General features: G+C 64.4%; 22 protein-coding genes and 1 pseudogene. 10 read left to right on the top strand and 13 right to left on the bottom strand.

Annotation, left to right across the window (positions count from 1 at the left end; genetic code table 11):
- Positions 1-121: 121 nt before the first annotated feature.
- From HKD46_RS09320 to HKD46_RS09275, 10 genes and pseudogenes are all read right to left on the bottom strand, one after another.
- Positions 122-364 (bottom strand): annotated as a pseudogene (locus HKD46_RS09320) (hypothetical protein); the annotation flags it as partial.
- Positions 365-564: 200 nt separating this feature from the next.
- Positions 565-777 (bottom strand): hypothetical protein, encoded by a 213-nt coding sequence (locus HKD46_RS09315; protein WP_041211694.1) that lies wholly within the window; start codon positions 775-777, stop codon positions 565-567.
- A 94-nt stretch (positions 778-871) separates the two neighbouring features.
- Positions 872-1,219: a DUF1294 domain-containing protein gene (locus HKD46_RS09310; RefSeq protein WP_171865336.1), complete on the bottom strand. Its 348-nt coding sequence runs from the start codon at positions 1,217-1,219 to the stop codon at positions 872-874.
- Entirely contained in the window at positions 1,216-1,806 is a 591-nt protein-coding gene (locus HKD46_RS09305; protein WP_161470292.1) for a sugar O-acetyltransferase, read from the bottom strand. Before HKD46_RS09305 ends, HKD46_RS09310 begins: the two co-directional genes overlap by 4 nt.
- A gap of 89 nt (positions 1,807-1,895) precedes the next feature.
- Complete coding sequence (locus HKD46_RS09300; protein ID WP_171865335.1) at positions 1,896-3,155, bottom strand: MgtC/SapB family protein; 1,260 nt, start codon at positions 3,153-3,155, stop codon at positions 1,896-1,898.
- A gap of 220 nt (positions 3,156-3,375) precedes the next feature.
- Complete coding sequence (locus tag HKD46_RS09295) at positions 3,376-4,212, bottom strand: transporter substrate-binding domain-containing protein (protein WP_039040560.1); 837 nt, start codon at positions 4,210-4,212, stop codon at positions 3,376-3,378.
- The gene (locus tag HKD46_RS09290; protein ID WP_171865334.1) at positions 4,209-4,970 is read right to left on the bottom strand and encodes an amino acid ABC transporter ATP-binding protein; all 762 of its coding nucleotides are present in this window, start codon (positions 4,968-4,970) and stop codon (positions 4,209-4,211) included. Before HKD46_RS09290 ends, HKD46_RS09295 begins: the two co-directional genes overlap by 4 nt.
- Entirely contained in the window at positions 4,967-5,629 is a 663-nt protein-coding gene (locus HKD46_RS09285) for an amino acid ABC transporter permease (RefSeq protein ID WP_171865333.1), read from the bottom strand. The genes HKD46_RS09290 and HKD46_RS09285 overlap by 4 nt, the downstream gene beginning before the upstream one ends.
- Positions 5,630-5,821: 192 nt before the next feature.
- Entirely contained in the window at positions 5,822-6,487 is a 666-nt protein-coding gene (locus HKD46_RS09280; protein ID WP_103243727.1) for an amino acid ABC transporter permease, read from the bottom strand.
- The gene (locus HKD46_RS09275; RefSeq protein WP_103243726.1) at positions 6,484-7,695 is read right to left on the bottom strand and encodes a threonine synthase; all 1,212 of its coding nucleotides are present in this window, start codon (positions 7,693-7,695) and stop codon (positions 6,484-6,486) included. Before HKD46_RS09275 ends, HKD46_RS09280 begins: the two co-directional genes overlap by 4 nt.
- A gap of 215 nt (positions 7,696-7,910) precedes the next feature.
- Here HKD46_RS09275 and HKD46_RS09270 point away from each other — a divergent pair, with 215 nt between their 5' ends.
- The 3 genes from HKD46_RS09270 (at position 7,911) to HKD46_RS09260 (ending at position 13,295) form a co-directional block, all read left to right on the top strand.
- On the top strand, positions 7,911-10,058 hold the full coding sequence (locus HKD46_RS09270; protein WP_171865332.1) for a prolyl oligopeptidase family protein: 2,148 nt from the start codon (positions 7,911-7,913) through the stop codon (positions 10,056-10,058).
- Positions 10,059-10,261: 203 nt separating this feature from the next.
- Positions 10,262-12,421, top strand: coding sequence for an AsmA family protein (locus HKD46_RS09265; protein WP_171865331.1), 2,160 nt, complete (start codon positions 10,262-10,264; stop codon positions 12,419-12,421).
- Between the two features lie 139 nt (positions 12,422-12,560).
- A complete protein-coding gene (locus HKD46_RS09260; RefSeq protein WP_171865330.1) occupies positions 12,561-13,295 on the top strand; it encodes an SDR family oxidoreductase in 735 nt (244 codons plus the stop codon).
- Between the two features lie 56 nt (positions 13,296-13,351).
- On the opposite strand, the gene glnE is transcribed toward HKD46_RS09260, so the two are convergent.
- From glnE to HKD46_RS09245, 3 genes are all read right to left on the bottom strand, one after another.
- Positions 13,352-16,225: a bifunctional [glutamate--ammonia ligase]-adenylyl-L-tyrosine phosphorylase/[glutamate--ammonia-ligase] adenylyltransferase gene (gene glnE, locus HKD46_RS09255; protein WP_311698358.1), complete on the bottom strand. Its 2,874-nt coding sequence runs from the start codon at positions 16,223-16,225 to the stop codon at positions 13,352-13,354.
- 135 nt (positions 16,226-16,360) lie between these two features.
- Positions 16,361-16,801 (bottom strand): GNAT family N-acetyltransferase, encoded by a 441-nt coding sequence (locus HKD46_RS09250; protein ID WP_010675667.1) that lies wholly within the window; start codon positions 16,799-16,801, stop codon positions 16,361-16,363.
- A gap of 107 nt (positions 16,802-16,908) precedes the next feature.
- Positions 16,909-18,159, bottom strand: coding sequence for a methyl-accepting chemotaxis protein (locus tag HKD46_RS09245; RefSeq protein WP_010675666.1), 1,251 nt, complete (start codon positions 18,157-18,159; stop codon positions 16,909-16,911).
- A 100-nt stretch (positions 18,160-18,259) separates the two neighbouring features.
- Here HKD46_RS09245 and HKD46_RS09240 point away from each other — a divergent pair, with 100 nt between their 5' ends.
- From HKD46_RS09240 to HKD46_RS09210, 7 genes are all read left to right on the top strand, one after another.
- Positions 18,260-19,012, top strand: a complete 753-nt coding sequence (locus HKD46_RS09240; protein WP_029314808.1) for a potassium channel family protein — start codon at positions 18,260-18,262, stop codon at positions 19,010-19,012.
- A gap of 152 nt (positions 19,013-19,164) precedes the next feature.
- Complete coding sequence (locus HKD46_RS09235) at positions 19,165-19,770, top strand: TIGR04211 family SH3 domain-containing protein (protein ID WP_010675664.1); 606 nt, start codon at positions 19,165-19,167, stop codon at positions 19,768-19,770.
- Between the two features lie 165 nt (positions 19,771-19,935).
- A complete protein-coding gene (nudC, locus tag HKD46_RS09230; protein WP_161470282.1) occupies positions 19,936-20,715 on the top strand; it encodes an NAD(+) diphosphatase in 780 nt (259 codons plus the stop codon).
- A gap of 139 nt (positions 20,716-20,854) precedes the next feature.
- A complete protein-coding gene (hemE, locus tag HKD46_RS09225; protein ID WP_161470281.1) occupies positions 20,855-21,922 on the top strand; it encodes a uroporphyrinogen decarboxylase in 1,068 nt (355 codons plus the stop codon).
- Positions 21,923-22,073: 151 nt separating this feature from the next.
- A complete protein-coding gene (locus HKD46_RS09220) occupies positions 22,074-23,003 on the top strand; it encodes an ROK family protein (protein ID WP_161470280.1) in 930 nt (309 codons plus the stop codon).
- A 50-nt stretch (positions 23,004-23,053) separates the two neighbouring features.
- A complete protein-coding gene (gene epd / locus HKD46_RS09215; RefSeq protein ID WP_041211676.1) occupies positions 23,054-24,064 on the top strand; it encodes an erythrose-4-phosphate dehydrogenase in 1,011 nt (336 codons plus the stop codon).
- Between the two features lie 66 nt (positions 24,065-24,130).
- On the top strand, positions 24,131-25,294 hold the full coding sequence (locus tag HKD46_RS09210) for a phosphoglycerate kinase (protein WP_010675659.1): 1,164 nt from the start codon (positions 24,131-24,133) through the stop codon (positions 25,292-25,294).
- The last annotated feature ends 84 nt before the right edge of the window (positions 25,295-25,378 follow it).

The following is a 25,378-nucleotide window of genomic DNA, read 5'->3' as shown; positions in this document are numbered from 1 at the left end:
TGATCGAGGTTACGGATCGAGATAGCGGGTGCGGCCATGATGATCTACCTGCAAAAGAGAGTAATAGATCAGAACGGCCGATCGCCGTCAAGCACTGAAAATAGCAAAATCAGGTGCGGAATGACGGCTCCTGACCCAGGGTCTGCATCAGCGCCCCCATGAAGTGGTTGATGGCAGGGCGGTTCTGCTCGCTGTCGGCATCCTTGATGCCGAGCCGCTGGAACAGGCTCTGCACCGTGGGGGCGAGCCGCTCTTCCTGCACGACAGGCTCGGTCTGGGCGGGCGGCGTGCTGTCGCCCAGCAGCTTGCTGCCGAGCTTGAGGGCAAGGGAGGCGAGGGGAAGCAGGGTGCCGATGGCGATCATGATGTCACTCTCCGTACGACTGATGTCATGACGGAGCAGGGATCGGGCCAGCTTGGCGAACATTCAACCGAAAAATGGCAGGGGATTGATCCTGCTGTGAATTTCGTTTTTGCCAGGCAGAGGACGGGCGGGTGCGAGTGGGGGCGGCGGCAAACCCTTGCAGCCCAGGGGCTGGCCGGTTTGCCGCCCGGCTTGCCGGATCAGAGCTCCTTGAACGGGCGGCGCTTCTCCTCCTCGATGACGATGGCCTCCAGATTGGCGATGCGCTCCTGCAACTCCTTGATGATCATGTCCTGCTTGCCGAGACGGTCGGTAATGCGGGCATCCCCCATCTGGTAGCGGGCGCGTTTGGTGAGATAGCTGAACGACACGCTGATAAAGACGATCAGGACGATACCTGTCCACATGGTCATGAATGACTCCTTTCAAGATTTGAACGAGAGGATCTGTCTCCCGCGCTGTCGTTGTCTCATACCCGACCTTGGGCGGCAATGCCCGCCTGGTTGTTCAGAGCGGCCAGAGCGGCCAGAGCGGCCAGCCGAGCCAGATCCCGAGCAGCAGCAACTGCCCCCAGACGATGGCCCAGAACCGCAGGCGGTAGCTCCCTTTCTGGGTCTTGTGGCGCAGCCACTGGCGGGCGACCAGGGCGCCGGGCCAGCCGCCGCACAGCTCAAGCAGATGCAGGCGGGCCTCGGGCACGCGCCAGCCGCCACGAATGGCCTGGCGTTTGTCCCAGGCGTAGACGACCAGGGTCAGCAGGCTCATCAGCAGGATCAGGGCCAGCGGCCACCAGTTGGCATCGTGCGCGCCGAGCCAGCCTGCCCAACCCAAAGGCAGCAGGGCAAGGGCCATCATGACAGGCACGCCTGATCCCGAGTCTCGCCCGGGTGTAGCGTGCGGATCACCCGGGCCGGATTGCCCACCGCCAGGGAGTCCGCCGGGATGTCCCGGGTGACCACGGCGCCAGCCCCTATGATGGAGCGCGGCCCTATGGTGACGCCTGGGCAGATGATGGCTCCGCCGCCAATCCAGCAGTCATCGCCGATCCGCACCGGTTTGTTGTAGGCGGTCCAGTTGCGTCGCTCCAGATGATCCATGGTGTGGGTGGCGGTGTAGATCTGCACGTTGGGGGCCAGCAGCACATGGTTGCCGATGTGCACCTCGCCCACGTCGAGTATGGTGACGTTGAAGTTGAAGAAGGTCTTCTCGCCGATGTGGATGTTGCGGCCGAATTCGCAGGTGAAGGGGGTGCTGATCCAGCAGGAGTCGGGGCAGTGGGCGAAGAGGTCGCGGCAGATCTGCTGGCGCAGGACGTGATCCCCCGCCGGTGAGGCGTTGAGCCGGCTCAGCAGCGCCTGGCCGCGAATGCGGTCGTTCGCTATCTCCTCGCTCTGGCTGTCCAGGGCGCCCCCAGCCAATACCTTGTCCCAGTCGCTTGCCATGGTCATCTCCTCCTGCTGCAAGAGGGGGCAGTATACGCGACAAGGGGAGGGGGTGTCAGAGTGCCGGGCCCGTCAGGTGATCCCCGTCATCATGTCATCAGGACAAGGGGCATGATGAGCAGGATGGAGACGAGGTAGGGGAGCAAGACCCGCCGCCCCAGGCTGCGTCCGCCAATCACCAGTGCCAGCACCCCTTTCACCAGGGAGTTGACCAGCCCGGCGAGCAGTATGCCCCTGGCGGCTACCTCCAGGGACAGCTCCCTCTGGGCGAGCTGGGAGAGGGAGAGGGTGATGGCGTCCACGTCCGTGATGCCGGAGACCAGCGACAGCAGATAGACCCCGGAGTTGCCCACCTTGCTTTGCAGCAGGGTGGCCATGAAGCCGATGAGGGCGAGCAGCAGACCGAACTTGATGGCGGTGGCGAGATCCAGCGGGTTGCGGGTTTCGGGCTGTACCGGGCCGTCCGGCATCTCTTCCCGCTGGCGCCAGAACCAGAACGCAAAGCCGTAGACGATGGCTGCCAGCAGCAGCAGGGGGGCGGCCAGACGCAGCGCCAGCTCCCCGTGGATGATCAGCACCAGTGCCAGCAGCCTGAGCCACATGGTGGCCCCCGCCAGCAGGATGCCAGTGGCCAGCAGCCGCTCCAGCCCTCCCTGCTCCTTGTTGAGGCGGGCAAATTGCAGGGTGAGGGCGGTGGAGGAGGCGAGCCCCGCCAGCATGCTGGTGAGCACCAGCCCGGAGCGGGTGCCGAGCAGGCGCACCGCGAAGTGACCACAGAACGAGATGCCGGCGATCACCACCACCATGAGCCAGATCTTGAAGGGATTGAAGGCATTGAGGGGACCCATCTCGGTATCGGGGAGCACCGGCAGCAGCACCAGGGAGATAAGCAGAAAACGCAAGGTGGCGTGAAACTCCATTTCGCTCAAGAACAGCATCCCCTGCTGGATCTTGCCCTTGAGCCCCATCAGGAGGGCCGCCAGCACGGCGCAGGCCACCGCCTCGCTCGGGCTCTGCAGCACCGACATCAGCCCCAGCAGGTAGGTGAGCACCATGGCTACCGAGCTGGTGAGGCCGAACTCCCCCTGCCAGCGCTGGGCCAGCCAGACCGAGAGGCCGCACCCCGTCACCACGGTCAGCAGACCGAGCAGGGCCAGCCAGGCGCCCAGGGTGGGCAGCAGCAGGGCGCAGACCCCGCCGAGCAGACCGATGAGGCCATAGGTGCGCATCCCGGCGATGCGCTGGTTGTCTCCGAGCTGGCGCACCTGCCAGCCCCGCTCCAGCCCGATGATGAGCCCGATGGCCAGGGACACCAGGGCGCCGTAGACGGGCTCGGCCTCTATCCACATGGGTTTCTCCTCCCGCTGCCGTTTCAGTGAGGATGGCACAGGGCATCCCGGGGCAGGGGGAGCTGGCTCACAGAGCGGGTGTCCCGCCTGCCGGGGTCTTGCAAACAAAAAAAAGGCGCCACCTGGAGGGGGCGCCTGGAAAGGTCAAACCTTGCGGTTTGCAGACCAACGGAACCAAAGATCACACACTTCACACTCAGCACTGCTGTGGGGTCAGGGCTCAACCCTGCCACTTGCCTCCTTCCACTATCACGTCGTTGGGATCGGTATCGGCGCTCAGTTTGTCGCGCACATACTGGTCGTAGAGTTTGAGCAGGTACTTCTCTTCCCCCAGCTTGGCGAGACGGTCGTTGACCCAGTCCCGCAGCTCGATATTGCCCTTCTTCACCGCCGGCGCGATGGGGTCTTCCGAGCCCAGCTTCTCGGGCAGCACCCGATAGCCCGGGTTCTCCTTGGCCCAGCTGAACAAGACCAGGTTGTCCTGGGCATAGGCATCGCCGCGGCCCTGGGCCAGGGCCTGCAGGGATTCGGTGTTCTTCTCGAACTTGAGCACCTTCCAGTCCGGGTGGTTGCGGGTCAGCCAGATGTCGGCCGTGGTGCCGGTAGTGACGATAAGCCGCTTGCCGGCCAGATCGTCGAGCTTCTTGGCGTCGCTGCCTTCCGGCACCAGCACCTGCACCGCGACCTTGAGGTTCGGGTTGGTGAAGTCCACCACCTGCCGCCGCTCCGGGGTCACCGTCATGTTGGCGAGGATGAGATCCACCTTGTCGCTCTGCAGGAAGGGGATGCGGCTGGCGGGCTCCACCGCCACGAACTCGACCTTGTTTTCGTCCCCCAGCAGATCCTTGGCGAAGCGGCGGCCGAGATCGGTGTCAAAGCCGACGTAGTTGCCCTTCTCGTCCACATAGCCAAACGGCGGCTTGTCGGTGAAGACGCCGACGATGAGCTTGTCCCGCGCCTTGATCTTGGCGAGGGAACCGTCTTCTGCCTGGGCGGCGCCGCTGGCGAGGCCCAGGCCGATGAGGGCGCTAAACAGGACCGAGGTAATTATCTTCATGCTGACTCCTTTCGTTTGCTGACAGTTGTATAAGAAAACTTGGCGAGGAACTGGCGGGCACGCTGGCTCCTGGGATTGTCGAAAAATTGATGGGGGGCGGCCTGCTCCAGGATGTGGCCGCCGTCCATGAAGACGATGCGATCCGCCACCGCCTGGGCGAACGCCAGCTCGTGGGTGACGATGAGCAGGGTCATGCCACTGCCGGCGAGATCGCGGATCACCTCCAGCACCTCCTGCACCATCTCGGGATCCAGCGCTGCGGTCACCTCGTCAAACAGCATCACCTGGGGGTTCATGCACAGGGCCCGCACGATGGCGATGCGCTGCTGCTGGCCGCCGGAGAGCTGGCGCGGATAGTCATGGCGCCGCTCCCACAGGCCGATGCGGGTCAGCAGCTGTTCCGCCTGCAGCAGGGCCTCGGCCCGCTCCCGCTTCTGCACTTGCATAGGGCCGAGCAGCACGTTCTCCAGCACCGTCAGGTTGGGAAACAGGTGATAGCTCTGGAACACCATGCCGATGCGCTGGCGCAGCCGCCGCCAGTCGGTGCTGGCATCCAGCCGCTCTCCATCGAAGCGAATGTCGCCCCCCTGAATGGGTTCGAGCCCGTTGAGAGTGCGTAGCAATGTGCTCTTGCCGCAGCCGCTCGGCCCCAGGATGACGATCACTTCCCCTGGGTTCACCGTGAGGCTGACCCCGTCCAGTACCCGGTGTTGGCCGAATTGTTTGCTGACAGCATTGAGCTCAAGCAGAGGTGTCATACCGCGTTACCCCATTGTTGCTCCAGCCGGCGCGAGGCGAGCGAGAGCGGATAGCAGACCAGAAAAAAGAACAGGAACAGCAGACCGTAGATGAGCAGCGAGCCATAGGTGCGCTCGATGATCTGCTGGCCTACCTTGATCACCTCCACCACCCCGATCAGCACCGCCAGGGAGCTGGTCTTGATGATGCGGGTGTAGATGTTGATGGTCGGCGGCGTCAGCCGTTGCAGCGCCTGGGGCAGCAGCACGTGGCGATAGAGCTGCCAGCGGGAGAGCCCGAGCGCCAGCCCGGCCTCCTGCTGGCCGCGGGCGAGGGAGTTGAGGCCGCCGCGCACCACTTCCCCCACCTCGCTGGCGCCCCACAGGGCCAGCACCAGCACGGCGCACCAGAAGGCCGGGATGTCTACGCCAAAGAAGATCGGCAGCCCGAAGAAGAAGAGGTAGAGCCAGACCAGCACGGGCACCACCCGAAACAGCTCCAGATAGACCCGCAGCACTCCCCGAGTCAGCCTTCCCCCTTGCTGGGCCAGCACGCCATAACCGACCCCGCCCAGGGTGGCGAACAGGATGGCGAGCAGGGAGATGGCGAGGGTCTGACCCGCACCCACCGCCAGCAGCGGCAGCGCCTGCGTCAGCTGTTCAGTGACTGGAATGGCCATAGTGATCCCTCCCTTCTTGTGTATGGGTGGCGAGTGAGGGTGGCTGCAGCTGCAGGAAGATAAGTGCCCACATCGGGATCCTTGCCTGCATCAGCGATTCAGTGACCGAACTGACCATATTGATCCCTCCTTTCCTCTGCATGGGTGGCGAGTGACGGCAGCAGCTGGACAATAGGTGTCTGCATCAGTTGTTCAATGACCGAACTGACCATGTTGCAGCCTCCTTTCAACGACGCGCAGGGCGAGGGAGAGCGGCAGAAAGATCAGCACGCACATCAAGGTCAGCACCGCCAGCATCTCGTAGGTCTTGTAGTAGAGGGCGATGTAGTTCTTGGTGGTGTAGAGCAGTTCCGGCACCGCCACCGCCGAAGCCACCGTGGTCTCTTTGAGCAGAAAGATGAAGTTGGCAAACAGCGCCGGCAGGCTGGCGAGCCAGGCCTGGGGTAGCTGGACGTGGCGTAGCAGCTGCCAGCGGGAGAGGCCGATGGCCCGGCCTGCTTCCAGCTGGCTGGGGGGGATTGCCTGAACGCCTGCCCGCAGCGCCTCGGTCAGGTAACCGCCGCCGAGGAAGGTCATGGCGATCACCGCCGTGGCAAAGCCGGAGAGCGAGATGCCGAGCGCCGGCAGCCCGAAGTAGAGAAAGAACAGCTGGATCAAGAGCGGCGTGTTGCGGGCCAGCTCCACATAGGCGCGGATCACCCGGTTCAGCCAGGGCTTGTGCAGGCTCAGCAGCGTCACATTGAGCATCGCCACGGCGAGCGAGGTGAGGATCACGATGGCGCCGAGCTGCAGGGTGACCCAGACCGATTGGCCGAACGCCGGCAGGGTAGTGAGAACAAAGGACCAGTCGAAGCTCATGCCGGGATCCTCCCGTCGCGGCGCAGCCGCTGGGGCACGACCGTGATGGCGTCAGGGTACTTGATGCCGGCGCCGGTGTTGAGCACCACCACCCGCTCGCCCCCCTGTATCCAGCCCGCTTCCCGCAGCTGGCGGGCAGCGGCGAAGGCGGCCGCCCCTTCCGGGCAGACGAAGCTGCCTTCGCGCGCGGCGAGCTGGCGGATCTCGCGCTGGATGGCGCCATCGTCTACCGCGACGGCGCATCCCTCGGTGCGATAGAGGGCGTCCAGCACCAGAAAATCCCCCAGCGCCTTGGGTACGTTGATGCCAAAGGCCAGGGTCTGGGAGTCGGGCCAGAAGCGCGACTCGCGCTCCCCCTGCTGCCAGGCCTGGACGATGGGGGCGCAGCCGCTCGCCTGCACCGCCACCAGTCGCGGCAGCGGCCCCTTGACCCAGCCCAGCTCCTGCAACTCCCGCAGCGCCTTGTAGATGCCGATGAGACCAACCCCGCCGCCGGTGGGGTAGAGGATGACGTCCGGCAGGGTCCAGCCGAGCTGCTCGGCGATCTCCAGCCCCATGGTCTTCTTGCCCTCGATGCGATAGGGCTCCTTGAGGGTGGAGGCATCGAACAGCCCCTGCTCGGCCACCGCCTCGGCCACCTGGCGACCGGCGTCGCTGATGAGGCCATCCACCAGATAGAGGCGGGCACCGGCCAGCGAGGTCTCCAGTCTTGTGATGGCGGGTGCCGCCTGGGGCATGACTATGGTGCTGCGCAAGCCGGCGCGGGCGCCGTAAAGCGCCCAGGCCGCACCGGCGTTGCCGTTGGTGGGCATGGCGAAGTGGGTGATGCCGAGCTCCCGGGCGCGGGAGACGCCGACCGCGGCGCCGCGGGCCTTGAAAGAACCGGTGGGGATGATGCTCTCATCCTTCATCCAGAGATCCGGAATGCCGATCTGTTTGCCGAAAGCGGGCAGGGGCAGCAGAGGGGTGAAGCCTTCCCCCAGGGTGATCACCTGGGCGGGGTCGCGCACCGGCAGCAGCTCGTGGTAGCGCCACAGGCTGGCGGGGCGGCCCAGCAGCGCGGCCGGGTGCCAGGCCTGTTTCAGGGCCTCGAGGTCGTAACTGGCCAGCAAGGGGGCACCGACCGGGCTCAACTGCTGGGGCTGATCGGCATCCACTATCTCGCCGGTCTTGCTGCAACGCAGATGTGATAGGTAGCTGTACGGCATGCTTTATCCTGAATGGCTCACGTTGGCTGGTGTCTTATTCCATCCTGTGACCCAAGGGCCGGATAACAAACAAAATAAAGCGGCAAACTTAAGCGAAAAAGTTCATATGGCTCCCCCGTGTCGGCGGGCCACCCTCTGCCACCGGTCGGGGGGTTGGGCCATCCGGCGCGCTTTGTTAACCTGCCCGCTCACTCAAACCGCAGGGAGCCGCCTCGATGCGAGCCATTGTCAGCCTGCTGGCCCTGTCACTGCTCTGTGCGTGCAGCGGCCAGCCAACCAGAGAGGATGCCATGTCAGGGAATACGCGCCTTCACTACCCCGTCACCCGCCAGGGTGAGCAGGTGGATCACTATTTCGGCCAGGCCGTGGCCGACCCCTATCGCTGGCTGGAGGATGACCGCAGCCCCGAGACGGAGGCCTGGGTCAAGGCCCAGAACCGGGTGACTCAGGGTTACCTGGCGCAGATCCCGTATCGCGCCGCCATCAAGGAGAAGCTGGCCGCCTCCTGGAACTACGCCAAGGAGGGGGCGCCGTTTCGCGAGGGGCGCTACCACTACTTCTTCAAGAACGACGGCCTGCAGAACCAGAACGTGCTGTGGCGCCAGCAGGAGGGCAAGCCGGCGGAGGTGTTCCTCGATCCCAATACCCTCAGCCCCGACGGCACCACGGCGCTGGATCAGCTGAGCTTCTCCCGCGATGGCCGCATCCTGGCCTACTCCTTGTCGCTGGCGGGCAGCGACTGGCGCGAGATCCACCTGATGGACGTGGAGAGCAGACTGCCGCTGGAGGCGCCCCTCAAGGACGTGAAGTTCAGCGGCATCAGCTGGCTCGGCAACGAGGGCTTCTTCTACTCGAGCTACGACAAGCCGGATGGCAGCGAGCTGTCGGCCAGGACCGATCAGCACAAGGTCTATTTCCACCGACTCGGCACGGCGCAGGAGGATGACCGGCTGGTGTTTGGCGCCATCCCGGCCCAGCACCACCGCTACGTAGGGGCGACCGTCACCGAAGATGACCGCTTCCTGCTTATCTCGGCGGCGAACTCCACCTCGGGCAACCGTCTCTATGTGAAGGATCTGAGCCAGGAGAACGCGCCGCTGCTGACGGTACAGGGGGATCTGGATGCGGACGTGAGCCTGGTGGACAACCAGGGCGGCACCCTTTACCTGCTGACCAACCGGGACGCCCCCAACGGCCGGCTGGTGACGGTGGATGCCGCCAACCCGGGCCCGGCCCACTGGCGGGATCTCATTCCCGAGCGTCAGCAGGTGCTGACGGTACACAGCGGCAGCGGCTATCTGTTCGCCGAGTACATGGTGGATGCCACCGCCCGGGTCGAACAGTTCGACTACGAAGGCAAGCGGGTGCGCGAGGTGGCGCTGCCCGGCCTTGGCAGCGTCAGCGGCTTCAACGGCAAGCACGACGACCCCGCCCTCTACTTCGGCTTCGAGCACTATGCCCAGCCGCCCACGCTCTACCGGTTCGAGCCCAAGAGCGGCGCCATCAGCCTCTATCGCGCCTCGGCGGCGCCGTTCAAACCGGAGGATTACGTCTCCGAGCAGCGCTTCTACCAGAGCAAGGACGGCACCCGGGTGCCGCTCATCATCAGCTACCGCAAGGGCCTCAAGCTTGATGGCAGCAACCCGACCATCCTCTACGGCTACGGCGGTTTCGACGTGAGCCTGACCCCGAGCTTCAGCGTGTCGGTGGCCAACTGGCTGGATCTGGGGGGCGTCTATGCGGTGGCCAACCTGCGCGGGGGCGGCGAGTACGGCCAGGCCTGGCACCTGGCGGGTACCCAGCAGAACAAGCAGAACGTGTTCGACGATTTCATCGCGGCGGCCGAGTACCTCAAGGCCGAGGGCTACACCCGCACCGATCGGCTGGCGATCCGAGGTGGCTCCAACGGCGGTCTGCTGGTGGGGGCCGTGATGACCCAGCGGCCTGATCTGATGCGGGTCGCCCTGCCGGCGGTGGGGGTGCTCGACATGCTGCGCTACCACACCTTCACCGCCGGGGCGGGCTGGGCCTATGACTATGGTACCAGCGCCGACAGCGAGGCGATGTTCGACTACCTGAAGGGCTACTCGCCGCTGCACAACGTCCGGGCCGGGGTCAGCTACCCTTCGACCCTGGTGACCACGGCGGATCACGACGATCGGGTGGTGCCAGCCCACTCCTTCAAGTTTGCCGCCACCCTGCAGGCCGACAATGCCGGCCCCCATCCCCAGCTCATCCGCATCGAGACCAATGCCGGGCACGGGGCGGGCACGCCGGTGGCCAAGCTTATCGAGCAGAGTGCGGACATCTATGCCTTCACCCTGTACGAGATGGGCTACAGGGAGCTGCCGCGTCAGCCTTGATCCGGGCGAGACGGGCGCCAGCCATCCACTATCATCAGGGCCCTGCGGGGCCCTTTTTATTGCCGCGTGTTGGAAGAGCTGCGCTGGCAGCACTAGCTGCGACCATCCCTGTCTCGCCACTGGCCCGTTTTGGCAGACAGGCCCCATCTGTCATCCCCCCGGTGGTATAGTCAGCCACAAGATCCGCATTCAAGGAGTCCATCGTGAAGAAGATCATCTACATCCTGCTGGGGTTGGCGCTGGCGGCCGTGGTGGCCATCGCCGCCCTGGTGTCCCTCATCGATCCCAACCAGTTCAAGCCCCAGCTGGCGGAACAAGTGCGCAAGAGCACCGGCCGCGAGCTGGTGATACAAGGGGATATCGGCTGGCGTTTCTGGCCGAGCCTCGGCCTCTCCCTCGAGAAGGTGGCGCTGCGCAACCCCGCCGGTTTCGCCGAACCCGACCTGGTGCGATTCGAGCAGGGTGAGGCCTCGGTAGGCTTGCTGCCGCTGCTCTCCCACCGGCTTGAGATCGGCAAGGTGACCCTGAGCGGCGCCCATCTCTTTATCCAGACCAAGGCTGACGGCAGCTCCAACCTGAGTGACCTGCTCAAGGCCTCCGCCGAGCCGAAGGGGGAGGCGACGACCTCCGAGCCTGCCGCAACGACGCCCCCAGCCGCCAGTGACAAGCAGCCCTGGCAGATCAGCCTGCAAGGCATCGCGCTGGTGGATGCCAGCGCCCTGGTGCGGGACGACCGTAGCGGTACCGTCTCCCGGCTCGACAGGCTGGATTTCGATCTGGGGCAGTTGACCCCGGGGGAGTGGGTACCGGTGACTCTGGCCGCCAAGGGGGCCCAGGGTGAGCTGGCGTTTGATCTCAAGGGGTCGGCCCAGCTTAAGCTGGCGTCCGATGCCAGCCGCAGCGAGCTGAAAGATGTCGCACTGGCGGGGAGCCTGAGCGAACCGACCCAGCGGCTGGATGCCTTCTCCCTCAAGGCCGATCGGCTGGCACTGGGGCAGTGGAGCAGCCTCACCCTCAGTCTGCAAGGGGCACAGGGGGCAGCGAACAAGCCGACCCTGGCCGGTACGCTGGAGGGGACCCTCAAGGCGCGGCTCGATGAAAACCGGCAGCTGCTGGAGATATCGGATGCCGTGCTGGCCGCCAAGCTGAGCGGCGATGCCCTGCCGCGTCCGCAGATGCAGGTGAAGTTGGCGGGCTTTGCCCGCGCCGAGCTGGACAAGCAGGCCGTCACCTTCAGCAACCTGGTGATGGGGGTGGATGATGCTCTGCTGAGCGGCAACGGCGCCGTTCGTCTGGGGGCCGTTCCCAAAGTGGACTTTGACCTCAAGGGGGACAAGCTCGACCTGGACAGTTGGCTGGGTCAGCCAGCCAGGACGGCGTCCGCTGCGGCCACGTCGGGGGCGGCTGCACCGGCCGGAGCAAAGGATCAGGCTGCGGCGCCCGCCAACAGGGCGCTCTCCACGGTAGAGCCTGATCTGACCGCCCTCAAGGCGGTGGACCTGTCTGGCCGCCTGCAACTGGGCCGCCTGCGCCTCAAGGGGCTGGATCTCAGCGCCGTCGATCTGCAACTGGCCCTGGCGGGTGGTCAGCTCACCCTCAAGCAGTTCAGTGCCGGGGTGGCCGGCGGCCAGGTGACCGCCAGCGGCGTGCTCGATGCCCGTCAGCAGCCGGCCCGCTATCAGGTGCACAAGCGGGTGCAGGGGGTCGATGTGCGGCCCCTGCTGCAGACCCTGGCCCAGACCGACCTGCTGGAAGGCAAGGGGGATCTGGAGGTCGAGGCGCAGGGCTCAGGCCTCTCCGAGCAGGCGCTGCGCAGCCGGATGCAGGGCAAGGTGAACCTCAAGTTGAGCGATGGCGCCCTGCACGGCATCAACTTGGCAGAGATGATCCGCGAGGCGCGGGCCACCCTGACCGGCAAGGGGGCGGATCAGGTGAAGGAGGTGCGCAAGACCGACTTCAGCGCCCTCACCGCCAGCTTCCAGATTGCCAACGGGATTGCCAGGAGCGACGACATCCAGCTCTTTGCCCCCGCCCTGCGGGTGAAGGGGCAGGGCCAGACCACCCTGGTGCCGGAGACCCTCGACTTCCTGTTCCTCACCTCCGTGGTGGAGAGCAGCAAGGGGCAGGGGGGCAAGACGGTGGATGAGCTCAAGGACATCACCATACCGGTGCGCATCGGCGGCCACTGGCAGGCGCCGAGCTACAAGCTCGACGTGAAGGCACTGCTCAGCAACAACAAGGTGCTGGAGGAGAAGGCCCGCAAGGAGGCCGAGCGCGGTCTCAAGAAGCTGCTGGGTGACAAGGCCGACAACGAAGGGGTGAAGGGGGTGGCGGACCAGCTGCTCAAGGGCCTGTTCAAATAGCCAACTTCCCCTTGTTGCCATCAAGAGCCCGCCCCGTGCGGGCTCTTTGCTGTGGTGCCGGGCGTCACGGGACGAGGTGTGGTCGCCAACATGAGGTACTATGCGAAGCAGTCATCGAAACCGGGAACCAGGAGGGTTCATGAACAAACGGGTGCTGATCACCGGCGGCGGCAGAGGTATCGGGGCCGCGACAGCCCGCTATCTGGCGGCGCAGGGTTACCATCTCTGTCTCAACTATCGTCAGGACAGGGCGTCCGCCGAGGCGGTGGTGGCCGAGATCCTGGCCACCCATCCGGTCGAGTGCATCGCGGTGCAGGCCGATGTCAGCGTAGAGGCCGAGGTGGTGCGCCTGTTCGAGGAGATGGACGCGCGGCTCGGCCCCGTCACTCATCTGGTGAACAACGCCGGCAGGTTGCAGCCCCAGATGCGGGTGCTGGAGATGAGTGCCGAGCGCATCAACCAGACCCTGACCACCAATGTCACCAGCTGCTTTCTCTGCTGCCGCGAGGCGGTGCGCCGCATGACGGCGGGGGGCGCCATCGTCAATGTCTCTTCCGCCGCCGCCCGGCTGGGCTCCCCCGGGGAGTACGTGGATTATGCCGCCGCCAAGGGGGCCGTCGACGTGCTGACCAAAGGCTTGTCGCTGGAGCTGGCGGCCCAGGGGATCCGGGTCAACGGGGTGCGTCCGGGTTTCATCTACACCGACATGCATGCCGACGGCGGCGAGCCCGGCCGGGTGGACAGGATCAAGGGGGCCATTCCGCTGCAACGGGGCGGCGAACCCCGTGAGGTAGCGGCCGCCATCGCCTGGCTGCTGTCGGACGAGGCCTCCTATGCCACCGGCACCTTTATTGATGTGGCGGGCGGGCGCTAGGTCATCTTCAACAAGCCTTTCGTCAACGAGAAGGGGCGCCATGGCGCCCCTTCTGCTTATTCTCCCAGCAGCTGTTGCCAGACCGCCAGCACATGGCCCCGCTCTCGCGGCAACTGATCGTCCCCCACCTTGCGGGAGATCTCCGAGAGATTGAGGCGATGGCCGAGGTTGCGGATCTCCAGATAGGCCTGCTTGAGCCCCTCCGCCTGCTCCAGTGTGAGTACCCCCGCCATCACGCACTCATCGAAGATGCGCACATTGTCTGACCAGCGGGTGAGGGCGTCCGGCTCACCGCAGGCATGGGCCAGCACCAGGTACTGGGCGATGAACTCGATGTCTACCATGCCGCCGGGGGACTGCTTGAGATCGAACTCTCCCTCTCCCGCCTTGAGCAGGTGATCCCGCATCTTCTGGCGCATCTCCCGCACTTCGCGGGCCAGGGTGGGCAGATCCCGCTCCTTGGCCAGCACGTCGCGGCGGATGCGGGCAAATTCGGCGACCACGGTATCATCGCCATAGATGGGACGGGCTCGCACCAGGGCCTGATGCTCCCAGGTCCAGGCTTCCTGCTGCTGGTACTGCTCATAGGCCGACAGCGATGAGACCAGCAGGCCTGAGTCGCCGGAGGGGCGCAGCCGCATGTCGATCTCGTAGAGGATGCCGGACGGAGTGCGGGTGCTGAACAGATGCAGGATCCGCTGGGCCAGGCGCAGGTAGAACTGGCGGCTGTCGATGGGCTTGCGGCCATCGGTGTAACTGTTGGGGTCGCCGCCGTGCAGGAACACCAGATCGAGATCCGAGCCGTAGCCGAGTTCGATGCCCCCCAGCTTGCCGTAGGCCACCACCGCAAAGCCGCGCTGGCCGCTCACCGCCACCTCGGGCGGCACCCCGTAGCGTTCGCTCATCTGGGCCCACGCCTGATTGACCACCTCCTCGGTGATCGCCTCCGCCAGCCAGGTGAGGTGGTCGCTCACCTTCATCAGCGGCAGGGCGCCGGCGATGTCGGCGGCGACGATGCGCAGCAGCTGCACCTGCTTGAACTGGCGCAGCGCCTCCATCTGCTGCTCCACGTCCTCCTCGGGGATGCGCAGCAGGAACTGGCGCAGCTGGGGCTTGTACTGATCCAGCGGGGTGGGGTGGTAGAGGTGCTGGGGATCCAGTAGCTCGTCCAGCAGGATGGGGTAGCGGGCCAGCTGCTCGCTCACCAGGTTGCTCTCGTCACACAGGCGCACCAGCTGGCGCAGGGCGGCGGGGTTTTCCGCCAGCAGTTGCAGATAGGCGCTGCGGGTGAAGATGCGGGTCAGCAGGGTGCAGACCCGCTCGAACAGGCGGGCGGGCTCGCGGCTCGCCACCACCAGCCGCAGCAGCTCCGGCATCAGCCAGTCCAGGGCGATGCGCCCCTGGGGCCCTACCTGACGGCGCTTGTACTCCTCCTTGAAACGCAGCAGGGCGGCGCAGAGGGGGGCGGGCTCCACCACTCCCTGCGTGGTCAGCAGTTTTTCCAGCTCGGCGGCATCAAGCTCGGTGCGCCAGAGATCGAGCCAGAGCTGTTCCAGGTGGGCGGGGGCCTCCTTCTCTTCCCCCACCACGGCGACGAACTCCTGATGGACGGCGGCCATCTCCTCATCGAGGTGGGCCATGAAGGCGTCCCAGTCGGTAAAGCCGAGGGTGGCGATGAGCCGCTGGCGATCCCGATCCTCGGTGGGCAGAGTCTGGGTCTGCTGATCGCCGATCTCCTGCAAGATGTTTTCCACCCGGCGCAGGAAGCGATAGGCGGTGAGCAGGCGTTCGCACTGGCTCCCCTCCAGGGCACCCCCCTGGGCGATGGCGGCCAGCGCCTCGGGCAGGTGGCGTACCCGCAGGGCGGGCTCGCGCCCGCCACGGATGAGTTGCAGCGCCTGGGCGATGAACTCCACCTCGCGAATGCCCCCGGCCCCCAGCTTGATGTTGCCCTCCAGTCCCTTGCGGCGCACCTCGGCGGCGATCATCGCCTTCATCTGGCGCAGGCCGTCGATGACGCCGAAGTCGATATAGCGGCGGAACACGAAGGGGCGCAGCAGTTCGGTCAGGGCCATGGCGTGTTCGCATTGGGGGCCCAGCACCCGCGCCTTGACCATGGCGTAGCGTTCCCAGTTGCGGCCGTGATGCTGGTAGTAGTCCTCCATGGCGGCGAAGGAGATGGCGAGCGGCCCCGCATCGCCAAAGGGGCGCAGCCGCATGTCGACCCGGAACACCTGACCATCCTGGGTGGGCTGGTGGAGGGCGTTGATGAGACGCTGCCCCAGCTTGATGAAGAACTGCTGGTTGGCGAGCTCTCGCCGACCGCCAACGGTGTAGCCGTTCTCGGGGAAGGTGAAGATAAGGTCGATGTCCGAGGAGAAGTTGAGCTCGCCGCCGCCGAGCTTGCCCATCCCGAGGATGAGCAGCGGCTGGGGGTTACCATCGCCGTCCATGGGGGTGCCCAGCTCGCTGCACTGTTTGGCGTAGAGCCAGTCGCGGGCACCACTGATGAGGGCATCCGCCAGCTTGGTGAGATGGATGAAGCTCTCTTCGACCTCTGACTCCCCGAGCAGCTCGCGCCAGGCGATCACCAGCATGCGGCTGCGGCGGAACTGGCGCAGGATGCGCTTGAGCGCCTCCTCGTCCGCGACCTCGGCGAGCAGGGCTGCGAGCTCAGGTTCATAGGCGGGCCAGCGCTCGGCCCGGGTCAGTGCGTCCGATGCCAGGGTCTCGGCCAGCAGCCCCGGCTGCTTGATGAGGGAGTCGGCGACAAAGTCGGAGAGGCCGAGCAGGGTCAGCAGGGTCTGGCGGGTGGGCTCGGGCAGGGCGTCATACTGGGGCGCCAGGGCGAGCAGCCGCTGCCAGTGGCGCAGGGCCTGCTCCTGCAACAAGGGAGAGAAGGCGGAGAAAGAGGGAGAGTGCTGGGCCACGGTTGCCATCCTTGTGGTTGACGAGTCTGCAGGGAGAGTGAAAAGCTGGCTGCCAATCTAGCACTCCCGGGCGCTGGCGTCACAGCGCCGCTGCCCGGAAGGTGATCCGGCGACGGATCTGGCGATCGGCCGGGCTCAGGGACGTCGGTAGATCTCGGGGTCGTAGATTTCCATCAGGCTGCCGGGGCTTCTCGGCGGCACAAAACCGAAACCGGCGTAGAGGCCGTGGGCATCGGAGGTGGCGAGGGAGAGACGGCGCAGCCCTTGCAGCTCCGGGTGGGCGAGGATCGCTGCCACCAGGGCCTTGCTGTGACCGCGCCCGCGATGTTCGGGCAGCACGAAGACGTCGGCGAGATAACCGAAGGTGGCCTTGTCGGTGATGACCCGGGCGAAGGCGACCTGCTGGCCGTCGAGATAGGCTCCGAAGCACAGGGAGTGGTTGATGGCCCGCTGCAGGGTGGCGAGGGGAATGCCGAGGCACCAGTAGGCCTCTTCACTGAGGAAACGGTGAATGAGCGGGACGTCGAGGCGCCCCTTGTCGTCGCTTATCTCAAGCGCACGTTCTGTAGTCTGCATCCTGGCTCCTTGCCGTGATGAAAAAAGAAAGGCCCCTAAGGGGGCCTTCCAGTGTACTCAAATCACGACCTCAGGCCAGCCTGAAGGTTTGACGATGGGCGCCAGCATCAGGCCAGCTTGAAGGCCTGGATATGGCTGTCCAGCGTCTGGCTGTGGTGTTCCACCAGTTCGGAGGCATCTTTCAGCTCCCGCAGCACCACGACGGAGCCTTCCACCACCTGTTTGACCTGCTCCAGGTTGGCATTCATCTCCTCGGCCACCGAGCTCTGCTGCTCGGAGGCGGCGGCGATCTGGCGGTTCATGTCGGCCACTCCCTGCACCCGCTGCACTATGGTGTCGAGCTGGGTACCTGCCTGGGTCACCTGCTCCACCCCCTTGTCCGCCTGCTGCACGCTCTCGGCCATCAGGCCGACGGCCTGGCGGGCGTTGCCCTGAAGCTGCTCGATCATCTTCTGGATCTCGACGGTGGCCGCCTGGGCACGGTTCGCGAGTTCGCGCACCTCGGAGGCGACCACGGCAAAACCGCGACCTGCCTCACCGGCGCGGGCGGCCTCGATGGCGGCGTTCAGGGCCAGCAGGTTGGTCTGCTCGGAGATGCTGCGGATGGTGTCCACCACGGATCCGATGCGATCGACTCCGTGCTCCACTTCGTTGACCACGGTGGAGGAGCGCTGGATGTTGCCGGAGAGAGTGTCGATGGTGTTGACGGTAGCCGCCACGCAGCGGCTGCCCTCCTCGGCCAGCTGGCTGGTTTCGGCGGTGGCGTGGGACGCCTGCTCCGCGTGGTTGGCCACTTCTCGAATGGCACCGACCATCTGGCTCATGGCGCTGGCAAGCTGCTCAATCTGGGTGAACTCCTCGTTGATGGCCTCGTTCGCCTCATCCATGCAGAGAGTCACCTGGGAGGCGATCTCGTTGAGCTCCTTGCAGGCGGCACGCTGGGTCCCGAACACCTCCTTGAGGTTCTCCTGGGAGTGGGCCACCGCCTTGGCGATGTCGCCGAACTCGTCCCGGGACTTGAGCAGCACGCTGTGGCTGAGATCCTTGTTGGCGAAACGCTCCAGCAGCCCCACCAGGTAGTGGACCTGCTTGACCATGAGGCGGGAGCCGGTGAGCAGCAGCACCACGAAGACGACCCCCATGAGCGCCGTCTCCACCAGCCCGGTCCAGAGCAGGCGATCGGCGATGGTGTTGGCCATGGCGGCATCAATGCCCTCGCTGAGCAGGGTCGCTTCCAGGTTGCTGGCATCGAACCAGAGTTTGGCCAGCAGCAGCAGGGTGCTGAACACCATGAGCAGCACCACCTTGGGCACCAGTCGGATGTTGCTCATGCGCCTCTCCAGCGGGTTCAACTGCATAATTTTTCTCCTTTCAACGTCCATTATTCCTTTGCCGTCATAGCTATCGGCATTATCTTCCTTTTTATTAATTTGCACCGTGCTTAAAGTTGGAAAATGTATGCGACATCACTTAACTCATTTGCGTACCATGGATCTGCTGATGGGGTTTCTCTCCGTGATTTCGGTTTGCCTGGTGGCTGCTCGCTGGCTGGGGCACGGTGAACTGAGCCCCCAGACTTTGCAGCTCTTTTATGATGTCGACAGTCTGATCTGCTACTTCTTCCTCGCTCACTTCGCCTATGGCTGGGCGCGCGCCTCCGACAGGATGGCCTTCTTCAAGAGCAACTGGTTCTATCTGCCCGGCAGCCTGCCCATGGTGGAACAACTACGTTGGGCGCGGCTCATCCAGCTGTGGCGGGTCTACCAGTTGCTCCGGGACAGACCGGATCTGCTGGCCATGTTCCGTCGTGAACGCAACGAAACCACCCTCTCCGGCATTCTCTTCCTCTTCTTCCTGTTGCTGGGGGTCGGCTCCGGCGTCATGTACTGGCTGGAAACGGGGCAACCCGGCAGCCAGATCCAGACTCCTTACGATGCCTTCTGGTGGACGCTGGTGACCCTCTCTACCGTGGGGTACGGGGATCTGGTGCCCAAGACGGAGGAGGGGCGCTTCGTCGCCAGCCTGCTGATCCTCTTTGGAGTGGGGTTGTTTGGCGCCCTCAGCGGCTTCATGGCCAGCCTGTTCGTCCATCCCGGCAAGACCAACGATGACACCGCGGTGTGGCGACGCCAGCAGAGCGAGCAGCAGGCGCAACTGCTCAAAGAGCTCAAGGCCCTGCGCGCCGAGGTGCAGGCGCTGAAACAGAAGTAGGTACGACGTCTGGAATGGTCGCGTGGCAAACCGGCGGCGCTGCGAGACAGCTCTCACTCGGGGAGATGGCGCTTTTCTTTGCTTGTCCTTTGACCCGCAGGCGGCTTAACATTCGGCCTGCAACCTAATCCAACGAAGAGAATCGATCGACCATGCGCGCCCTTCTCGGGATCCTGATCTGCTTGTGTGCCCAACAGGCACTGGCCGATACCCGCTATGTTTCAGACAACATCTTTACCTATATCCACAACGGTCCGGGTACCCAGTACCGGATCCTCGGCAGCGTCAAGGCCGGTGAGCCGCTGGAGGTCAAGGCGGTAAACCAGGAGGCCGGATTCACCCAGGTGGTGGACGGTCGTGGCCGCGAGGGCTGGATCAAGAACAGCGAGCTGCAGGGGGAGATCAGCCTGCGTGAACGCCTTCCCCAGGTTCAGAAAGAGCTGGACGAAGCCAAGGCCCGCCTGCTGAACCTCAATGGCGACAACGAGAAACGCTTCGCCGAGAAGGATGGCAAGATCGCCGAGCAGAGCAAGGAGATCGCCAGCCTCAAAGCCCGTCTGGACAGCCAGAGCGCCGAGATGAGCAGCCTCAAGGAACAGAACGACGCCCTGACCCAGAGCTATGACAACCGTGAGCACGACATGCAGATGGACTGGTTCATCCGCGGTGGTGCCATGGTGGGGGGCGGCATCCTGCTCGGGATCCTCCTGCCCATGCTCCCGCGCCGTCGCAAGAGCAGCGAGCGCTGGATGAACTGATCGCCCGGGCGGTCAACAGAATGAAAGGTCGCCAGAGGCGGCCTTTTTTCATGGTGTGTCTGGCGAGAAGAGGGCCATGTCGGGGGTCGCCATCGGCCCTTCCCGCTCGTAAGATGAGGCAACCGATCCTGTGCCGCGCGCATTCTCAACAAGAGCCTTCATCATATGTCATCAACTGAACAGGCCTTCTGGTTCGTGCTGGGGGGCGATCACCTCGTCCTGCTGGATGAACAGGGGCGCATTCCACAAGGGCCCCGCGCCGTTTTGCCCACCCATCTGCACACCGCCCCTTTCGAGCGCTTCGACGAGTGGGACGGCCTGCCTTGCCATCTGCTGGATCTGGGGGGCGAGGCGGAGACCGGGGCCATGGCCCCGCTGCGCCAGCTCATGGTGGCGGGGGACGAAGAGGGCTTTCGCCTCGCAGGGCGGGCCTGGCAGCTTGCCACTTTTCGCCGTACCCATCGTTTCTGCGGTGAGTGCGGCGCCCCCATGACCCCGAGGGAAGGGGAGTGGGCCCAGGGGTGTCATCACGGCCATGTCGTCTATCCGCGCATCTCCCCCTGCATCATCGTCGCGGTGCGCAAGGGGCCGGCCATCTTGCTGGCAGCCCACCGCCGTCACTATCAGGCGGATGATCCCATGTATACCGTGCTGGCCGGCTTCGTGGAGGCAGGGGAGAATCTGGAGCAGTGCGTGGCGCGGGAGGTGTTCGAGGAGAGCGGCATCCGGGTGCGCAATGTGCGTTACGTGGCGAGCCAGCCCTGGCCCTTCCCCCACAGCCTGATGATGGGCTTCACCGCCGACTACGAGAGCGGCGAGATCCGGGTGCAGGATGACGAACTGGTGGCGGCAGGCTTCTTTGAGGCTGACCGGCTGCCGCGCTTGCCCCCTCATGGCACCATAGCGCGCCGGCTCATCGAACAGTGCCTCGCCGAGGCGCGTTGAGGGAAAACGGGGGCGCTTGTATGCGCCCCCTCACATCTTTGCACTCCTGCGGCGATGTGCGGCGTCAGGGTCGCCCTCAGCCTTGCACAAAGTGGTATCATGTCCGCCATTTTATGCGTGACATGACTCAGGAACTGGGATGAAAGAGCTGAAAAACGATCGATACCTGCGTGCCCTGCTGCGCCAGGAAGTGGACATGACCCCGGTATGGATGATGCGTCAGGCTGGCCGTTATCTGCCGGAATACAAGGCGACCCGCGCCGTTGCGGGGGATTTCATGTCCCTGTGTCGCAACGCCGAGCTGGCCTGTGAAGTCACCTTGCAGCCCCTGCGCCGCTATCCACTCGATGCCGCCATCCTCTTCTCCGACATCCTGACCGTGCCCGATGCCATGGGGCTGGGCCTCTACTTCGAACAGGGGGAAGGCCCGCGCTTCGAGCGCCCGATCACCTCCATGGCCGACGTGAAGGCCCTGCCCATCCCGGATCCGGAAGACGAGCTCGGCTACGTGATGAATGCGGTGCGCACCATCCGCCGCGAGCTCAAGGGCGACGTGCCGCTCATCGGCTTCTCCGGCAGCCCCTGGACCCTAGCCACCTACATGGTGGAGGGGGGCAGCTCCAAGGCGTTCACCAAGATCAAGAAGATGATGTATGCAGAGCCGCAGACCCTGCATCTGCTGCTCGACAAGCTGGCCGACAGCGTGATTGCCTACCTCAACGCCCAGATCAGGGCGGGTGCGCAGGCGGTCATGGTATTCGACACCTGGGGCGGCGTGCTCACCCCGCGGGATTACCGCGACTTCTCCCTGCAGTACATGCACAAGATCGTCGATGGCCTGATCCGTGAACATGAGGGCCGCCGTGTGCCGGTCACCCTGTTCACCAAGAACGGCGGCCAGTGGCTGGAGCAGATCGCCGCCACCGGCTGTGATGCCCTGGGGCTGGACTGGACCACCGACATTGCGGACGCCAAACGCCGGGTCGGCGACAAGGTGGCGCTGCAAGGCAACATGGACCCCTCCATGCTCTACGCCACCCCGGAGCGGATCCGCGAAGAGGTCGCCACCATTCTGGCCGGTTTCGGTCATGGCAACGGTCATGTCTTCAACCTGGGCCACGGCATCCATCAGGATGTGGACCCGGAACATGCCGGCGTGTTCGTCAACGCGGTGCATGAACTCTCCGCCCGGTACCACGGTCGCTGAGGGCGGCAAACAGCGTGATGAACGGGGCCTGCGGGCCCCGTTTTGCTGTCCGTGACACAGGGGGCTGCATCCTGGTCGCGGCTCGGGTTACACTGCACCCCCATGTTGGCAGTCGTGGCCGGGATGGGGTCGTTGAGGGGCAGGAGGCTGGATGGAGAAGCGGGCGTGGGATTGGGGCATCGACCTTGGCGGGACCAAGTGCGAGTGCGTGGTGCTCGATGGCGACGAGGTGTTGCTGCGCCACCGCATTCCTACTGAACGGCACGGCGGCTACCAGCACATGCTGGGCCAGATCGCCAAACTGGTGGACGAGTGTGCCGCCAAACTCGGTCAGCGTCCTGCACTCATCGGCATGGGGACGCCGGGGGCCCGGGACCCCCAGACCGGGCTGCTGAAAAACAGCAACACCACCGAGTTCAACGGCAAGCCGCTCAAGGAAGATCTGGAGCGCAGGCTGGGCGTCCCCGTGCTCATCGCCAACGACGCCAACTGTTTCGCCCTGGCGGAAACCCATCTGGGGGCGGTGCGCCAGCATCATTCCTCTGCACGCGTGGTGTTCGGCATCATCATGGGCACCGGAGTCGGGGCCGGCATCGTCATCAACGGCCAGATCCTCAACGGTCACCACGGCATCGCCGGGGAGTGGGGGCACAACGTCCTGTTGCCGGAGGGGCCAGAGTGCTACTGCGGCAAGCGCGGCTGCGTCGAAACCCTCATCAGCGGCCCGGCGCTGGAGGCCTGGTACGAGGCCAGGACCAAACGCCGTCTCTCGCTCGCCCAGATTGCTGCGGCCAGTGCCCATGATCATGTCGCCAGGCTCACCATGGACAGGTTGCACCTGCTGTTCGGCCAGGCCCTCGCCAACGTGATCAATATTCTCGATCCGGACGTCATCGTCATCGGTGGCGGCGTGGGCAATGTGCAGAGCCTCTATCGCGCCGGGCGCGAAACGGTATTGCCCTTCCTGTTCAACCCCCGCTTCGCCACCCCCATGGTAGCGCCGGCTCTGGGGGACAGCGCCGGGGTATTCGGTGCCGCACTGCTGGCCCGCGGCGTCTTTCGCGAGGCACTGCTCTCGTGAGTCGCCCCTTCCTCCCATCCCTTTGTCGCAGCTAAGGACACAACGTTTCCATGATCAAGATTGCCATCAACGGCTATGGCCGCATCGGCCGCAACGTGCTGCGGGCCCTCTACGAGAGCGGCCGCGACAAGACCATCAAGATAGTGGCCATCAACGAGCTGGCGGCCCCCGAGGCCATGGTGCACCTGACCCGCTTTGACACCAGCCACGGCCGGTTCCGCTATCCGGTACAACTGGCGGGCAACAGCATGCAGGTGGGGGAGGATCTCATCGCCCTGTTTGCCGAGCGGGATCCGTCGAACTTGCCGTGGCGGGCGCTGGGGGTGGACGTGGTGCTGGACTGCACCGGGGTGTTCGGCTCCCGGGCCGATGCCGAGCTGCATCTGGGGGCGGGAGCGGGCAAGGTGCTCTTCTCCCATCCGGCGGACGCGGACGTGGACGCCACCATCGTCTACGGGGTCAATCACCAGGTACTGACGGGGCGGGAGCGGATCGTGTCGAACGCCTCCTGCACCACCAACTGCGTGGTGCCGGTGATCGAAACATTGCATCGAGAATTCGAGATAAATTGTGGTACTATTACGACAATTCATTCGGCCATGCATGACCAGCAAGTCATCGATGCCTACCACGGCGACTTGCGCAGAACCCGGGCAGCCAGCCAGTCCATCATCCCGGTGGACACCAAGCTGGCAAAGGGGTTGGAACGTATCCTTCCCCACTTTGCCGGCAAGTTCGAGGCGATCGCGGTACGGGTACCGACCATCAATGTAACCGCCATGGATCTGAGCATTACTGTTCGTAAAAAAGTGACAGTTAGTGACGTAAATCAAGCCCTGCAACGGGCATCCAGAGGTACATTACACGGTATTCTGGACTACACGGAAGAGCCACTGGTCTCCGTAGACTTTAATCATGATGCACACTCCTGCATCATTGATGGTACCCAGACCCGGGTCAGCGATGCCAACCTCGTCAAGATGTTGATGTGGTGCGATAACGAATGGGGCTTCGCCAACCGCATGCTGGATACCACCCGGGCCATGATGGCCGCAGGCTGAGAGTCTGCACCGGGCGCAAGGTTACTGTTTTTTTAACATTACCTGAAAATATATAGAGGACTGAATATGTCTGTTATCAAGATGACCGACCTGGATCTGGCGGGCAAACGCGTTCTGATCCGTGCTGACCTGAACGTGCCGGTAAAAGACGGCAAGGTCACTTCCGATGCACGTATCGTTGCGACTCTGCCGACCATCAAGCTGGCTCTGGAAAAGGGCGCCAAGCTGATGATCACCTCCCACCTGGGTCGTCCGACCGAGGGTGAATACAACGAAGAATTCTCCCTGGCTCCGGTTGTCAACTATCTGAAAGACGCACTGTCCTGCCCGGTTCGTCTGGCCAAAGACTACCTGGATGGCGTAGACGTCGCCGCCGGTGAGCTGGTTGTGCTGGAAAACTGCCGCTTCAACAAAGGCGAGAAGAAGAACACCATCGATCTGGCCAAAAAATACGCCGCCCTGTGTGACGTCTTTGTAATGGATGCGTTCGGTACTGCTCACCGCGCCGAAGGTTCTACCTACGGTGTGGCCCAGTTCGCGCCGGTTGCCTGTGCAGGCCCCCTGCTGGCCGGTGAACTGGAAGCCCTGGGCAAAGCCATGCTCAAGCCCGAGCGCCCCATGGTTGCCATCGTTGGCGGCTCCAAGGTATCCACCAAGCTGACCGTGCTGGAATCCCTCTCCAAGATCGCTGACCAGCTGGTGGTCGGTGGTGGCATCGCCAACACCTTCATCGCTGCTGCCGGTCACAACGTCGGCAAGTCCCTGTGCGAGCACGACCTGATCGACACCGCCAAGAAACTGGCTGCCGAAACCAACATCCCGGTGACCACCGACGTGGTTGTGGGTAGCGAATTCTCCGAATCCACCCCGGCCACCATCAAGTCCGTGTCCGACGTGACTGACGGCGACATGATCTTCGACATCGGTCCGGATTCCGCCAAGGCCCTAGCCGACATCATCATGAACGCCAAGACCATCCTGTGGAACGGCCCGGTCGGCGTGTTCGAGTTCGACCAGTTCGCTGAAGGCACCAAGGTGATCGCCGAAGCCATCGCCGCTTCCCCGGCCTTCTCCATCGCTGGCGGTGGTGACACCCTGGCTGCCATCGACAAGTTCGGCATCGCCGACAAGGTCTCCTACATCTCCACCGGCGGCGGCGCCTTCCTGGAGTTCGTAGAAGGCAAGGTACTGCCGGCTGTCGCGATTCTCGAAGAGCGCGCCAAAGCCTAATTGACCCGGGACGGGGGGCAAAAGCCTCCCGTTTCGTTTATCATGTGGCCGCTGTGCCGGTTCATGATGAACCCCCCACTTTTT

This window comes from Aeromonas sp. TW 6 (assembly GCF_013168745.1).
Taxonomy (GTDB): Bacteria; Pseudomonadota; Gammaproteobacteria; order Enterobacterales; family Aeromonadaceae; genus Aeromonas; species Aeromonas caviae.
The sequence above is the reverse complement of the archived record's forward strand: the minus strand, read 5'-3'. Positions and strand labels throughout refer to the sequence as shown.

Bases quoted from the DNA above. Each gene is read 5' to 3' on its own strand.
- HKD46_RS09250 (WP_010675667.1), bottom strand. From the start codon at position 16,801: ATGCAGACTACAGAACGTGCGCTTGAGATAAGCGACGACAAGGGGCGC.
- HKD46_RS09295 (WP_039040560.1), bottom strand. From the start codon at position 4,212: ATGAAGATAATTACCTCGGTCCTGTTTAGCGCCCTCATCGGCCTGGGC.
- HKD46_RS09290 (WP_171865334.1), bottom strand. From the start codon at position 4,970: ATGACACCTCTGCTTGAGCTCAATGCTGTCAGCAAACAATTCGGCCAA.
- HKD46_RS09210 (WP_010675659.1), top strand. From the start codon at position 24,131: ATGTCTGTTATCAAGATGACCGACCTGGATCTGGCGGGCAAACGCGTT.
- HKD46_RS09285 (WP_171865333.1), bottom strand. From the start codon at position 5,629: ATGGCCATTCCAGTCACTGAACAGCTGACGCAGGCGCTGCCGCTGCTG.
- HKD46_RS09245 (WP_010675666.1), bottom strand. From the start codon at position 18,159: ATGCAGTTGAACCCGCTGGAGAGGCGCATGAGCAACATCCGACTGGTG.
- HKD46_RS09235 (WP_010675664.1), top strand. From the start codon at position 19,165: ATGCGCGCCCTTCTCGGGATCCTGATCTGCTTGTGTGCCCAACAGGCA.
- nudC (WP_161470282.1), top strand. From the start codon at position 19,936: ATGTCATCAACTGAACAGGCCTTCTGGTTCGTGCTGGGGGGCGATCAC.
- HKD46_RS09270 (WP_171865332.1), top strand. From the start codon at position 7,911: ATGCGAGCCATTGTCAGCCTGCTGGCCCTGTCACTGCTCTGTGCGTGC.
- HKD46_RS09240 (WP_029314808.1), top strand. From the start codon at position 18,260: ATGCGACATCACTTAACTCATTTGCGTACCATGGATCTGCTGATGGGG.
- HKD46_RS09300 (WP_171865335.1), bottom strand. From the start codon at position 3,155: ATGTGGATAGAGGCCGAGCCCGTCTACGGCGCCCTGGTGTCCCTGGCC.
- hemE (WP_161470281.1), top strand. From the start codon at position 20,855: ATGAAAGAGCTGAAAAACGATCGATACCTGCGTGCCCTGCTGCGCCAG.
- epd (WP_041211676.1), top strand. From the start codon at position 23,054: ATGATCAAGATTGCCATCAACGGCTATGGCCGCATCGGCCGCAACGTG.
- HKD46_RS09260 (WP_171865330.1), top strand. From the start codon at position 12,561: ATGAACAAACGGGTGCTGATCACCGGCGGCGGCAGAGGTATCGGGGCC.
- HKD46_RS09305 (WP_161470292.1), bottom strand. From the start codon at position 1,806: ATGGCAAGCGACTGGGACAAGGTATTGGCTGGGGGCGCCCTGGACAGC.
- HKD46_RS09315 (WP_041211694.1), bottom strand. From the start codon at position 777: ATGACCATGTGGACAGGTATCGTCCTGATCGTCTTTATCAGCGTGTCG.
- HKD46_RS09220 (WP_161470280.1), top strand. From the start codon at position 22,074: ATGGAGAAGCGGGCGTGGGATTGGGGCATCGACCTTGGCGGGACCAAG.
- HKD46_RS09275 (WP_103243726.1), bottom strand. From the start codon at position 7,695: ATGCCGTACAGCTACCTATCACATCTGCGTTGCAGCAAGACCGGCGAG.
- HKD46_RS09280 (WP_103243727.1), bottom strand. From the start codon at position 6,487: ATGAGCTTCGACTGGTCCTTTGTTCTCACTACCCTGCCGGCGTTCGGC.
- HKD46_RS09310 (WP_171865336.1), bottom strand. From the start codon at position 1,219: ATGATGGCCCTTGCCCTGCTGCCTTTGGGTTGGGCAGGCTGGCTCGGC.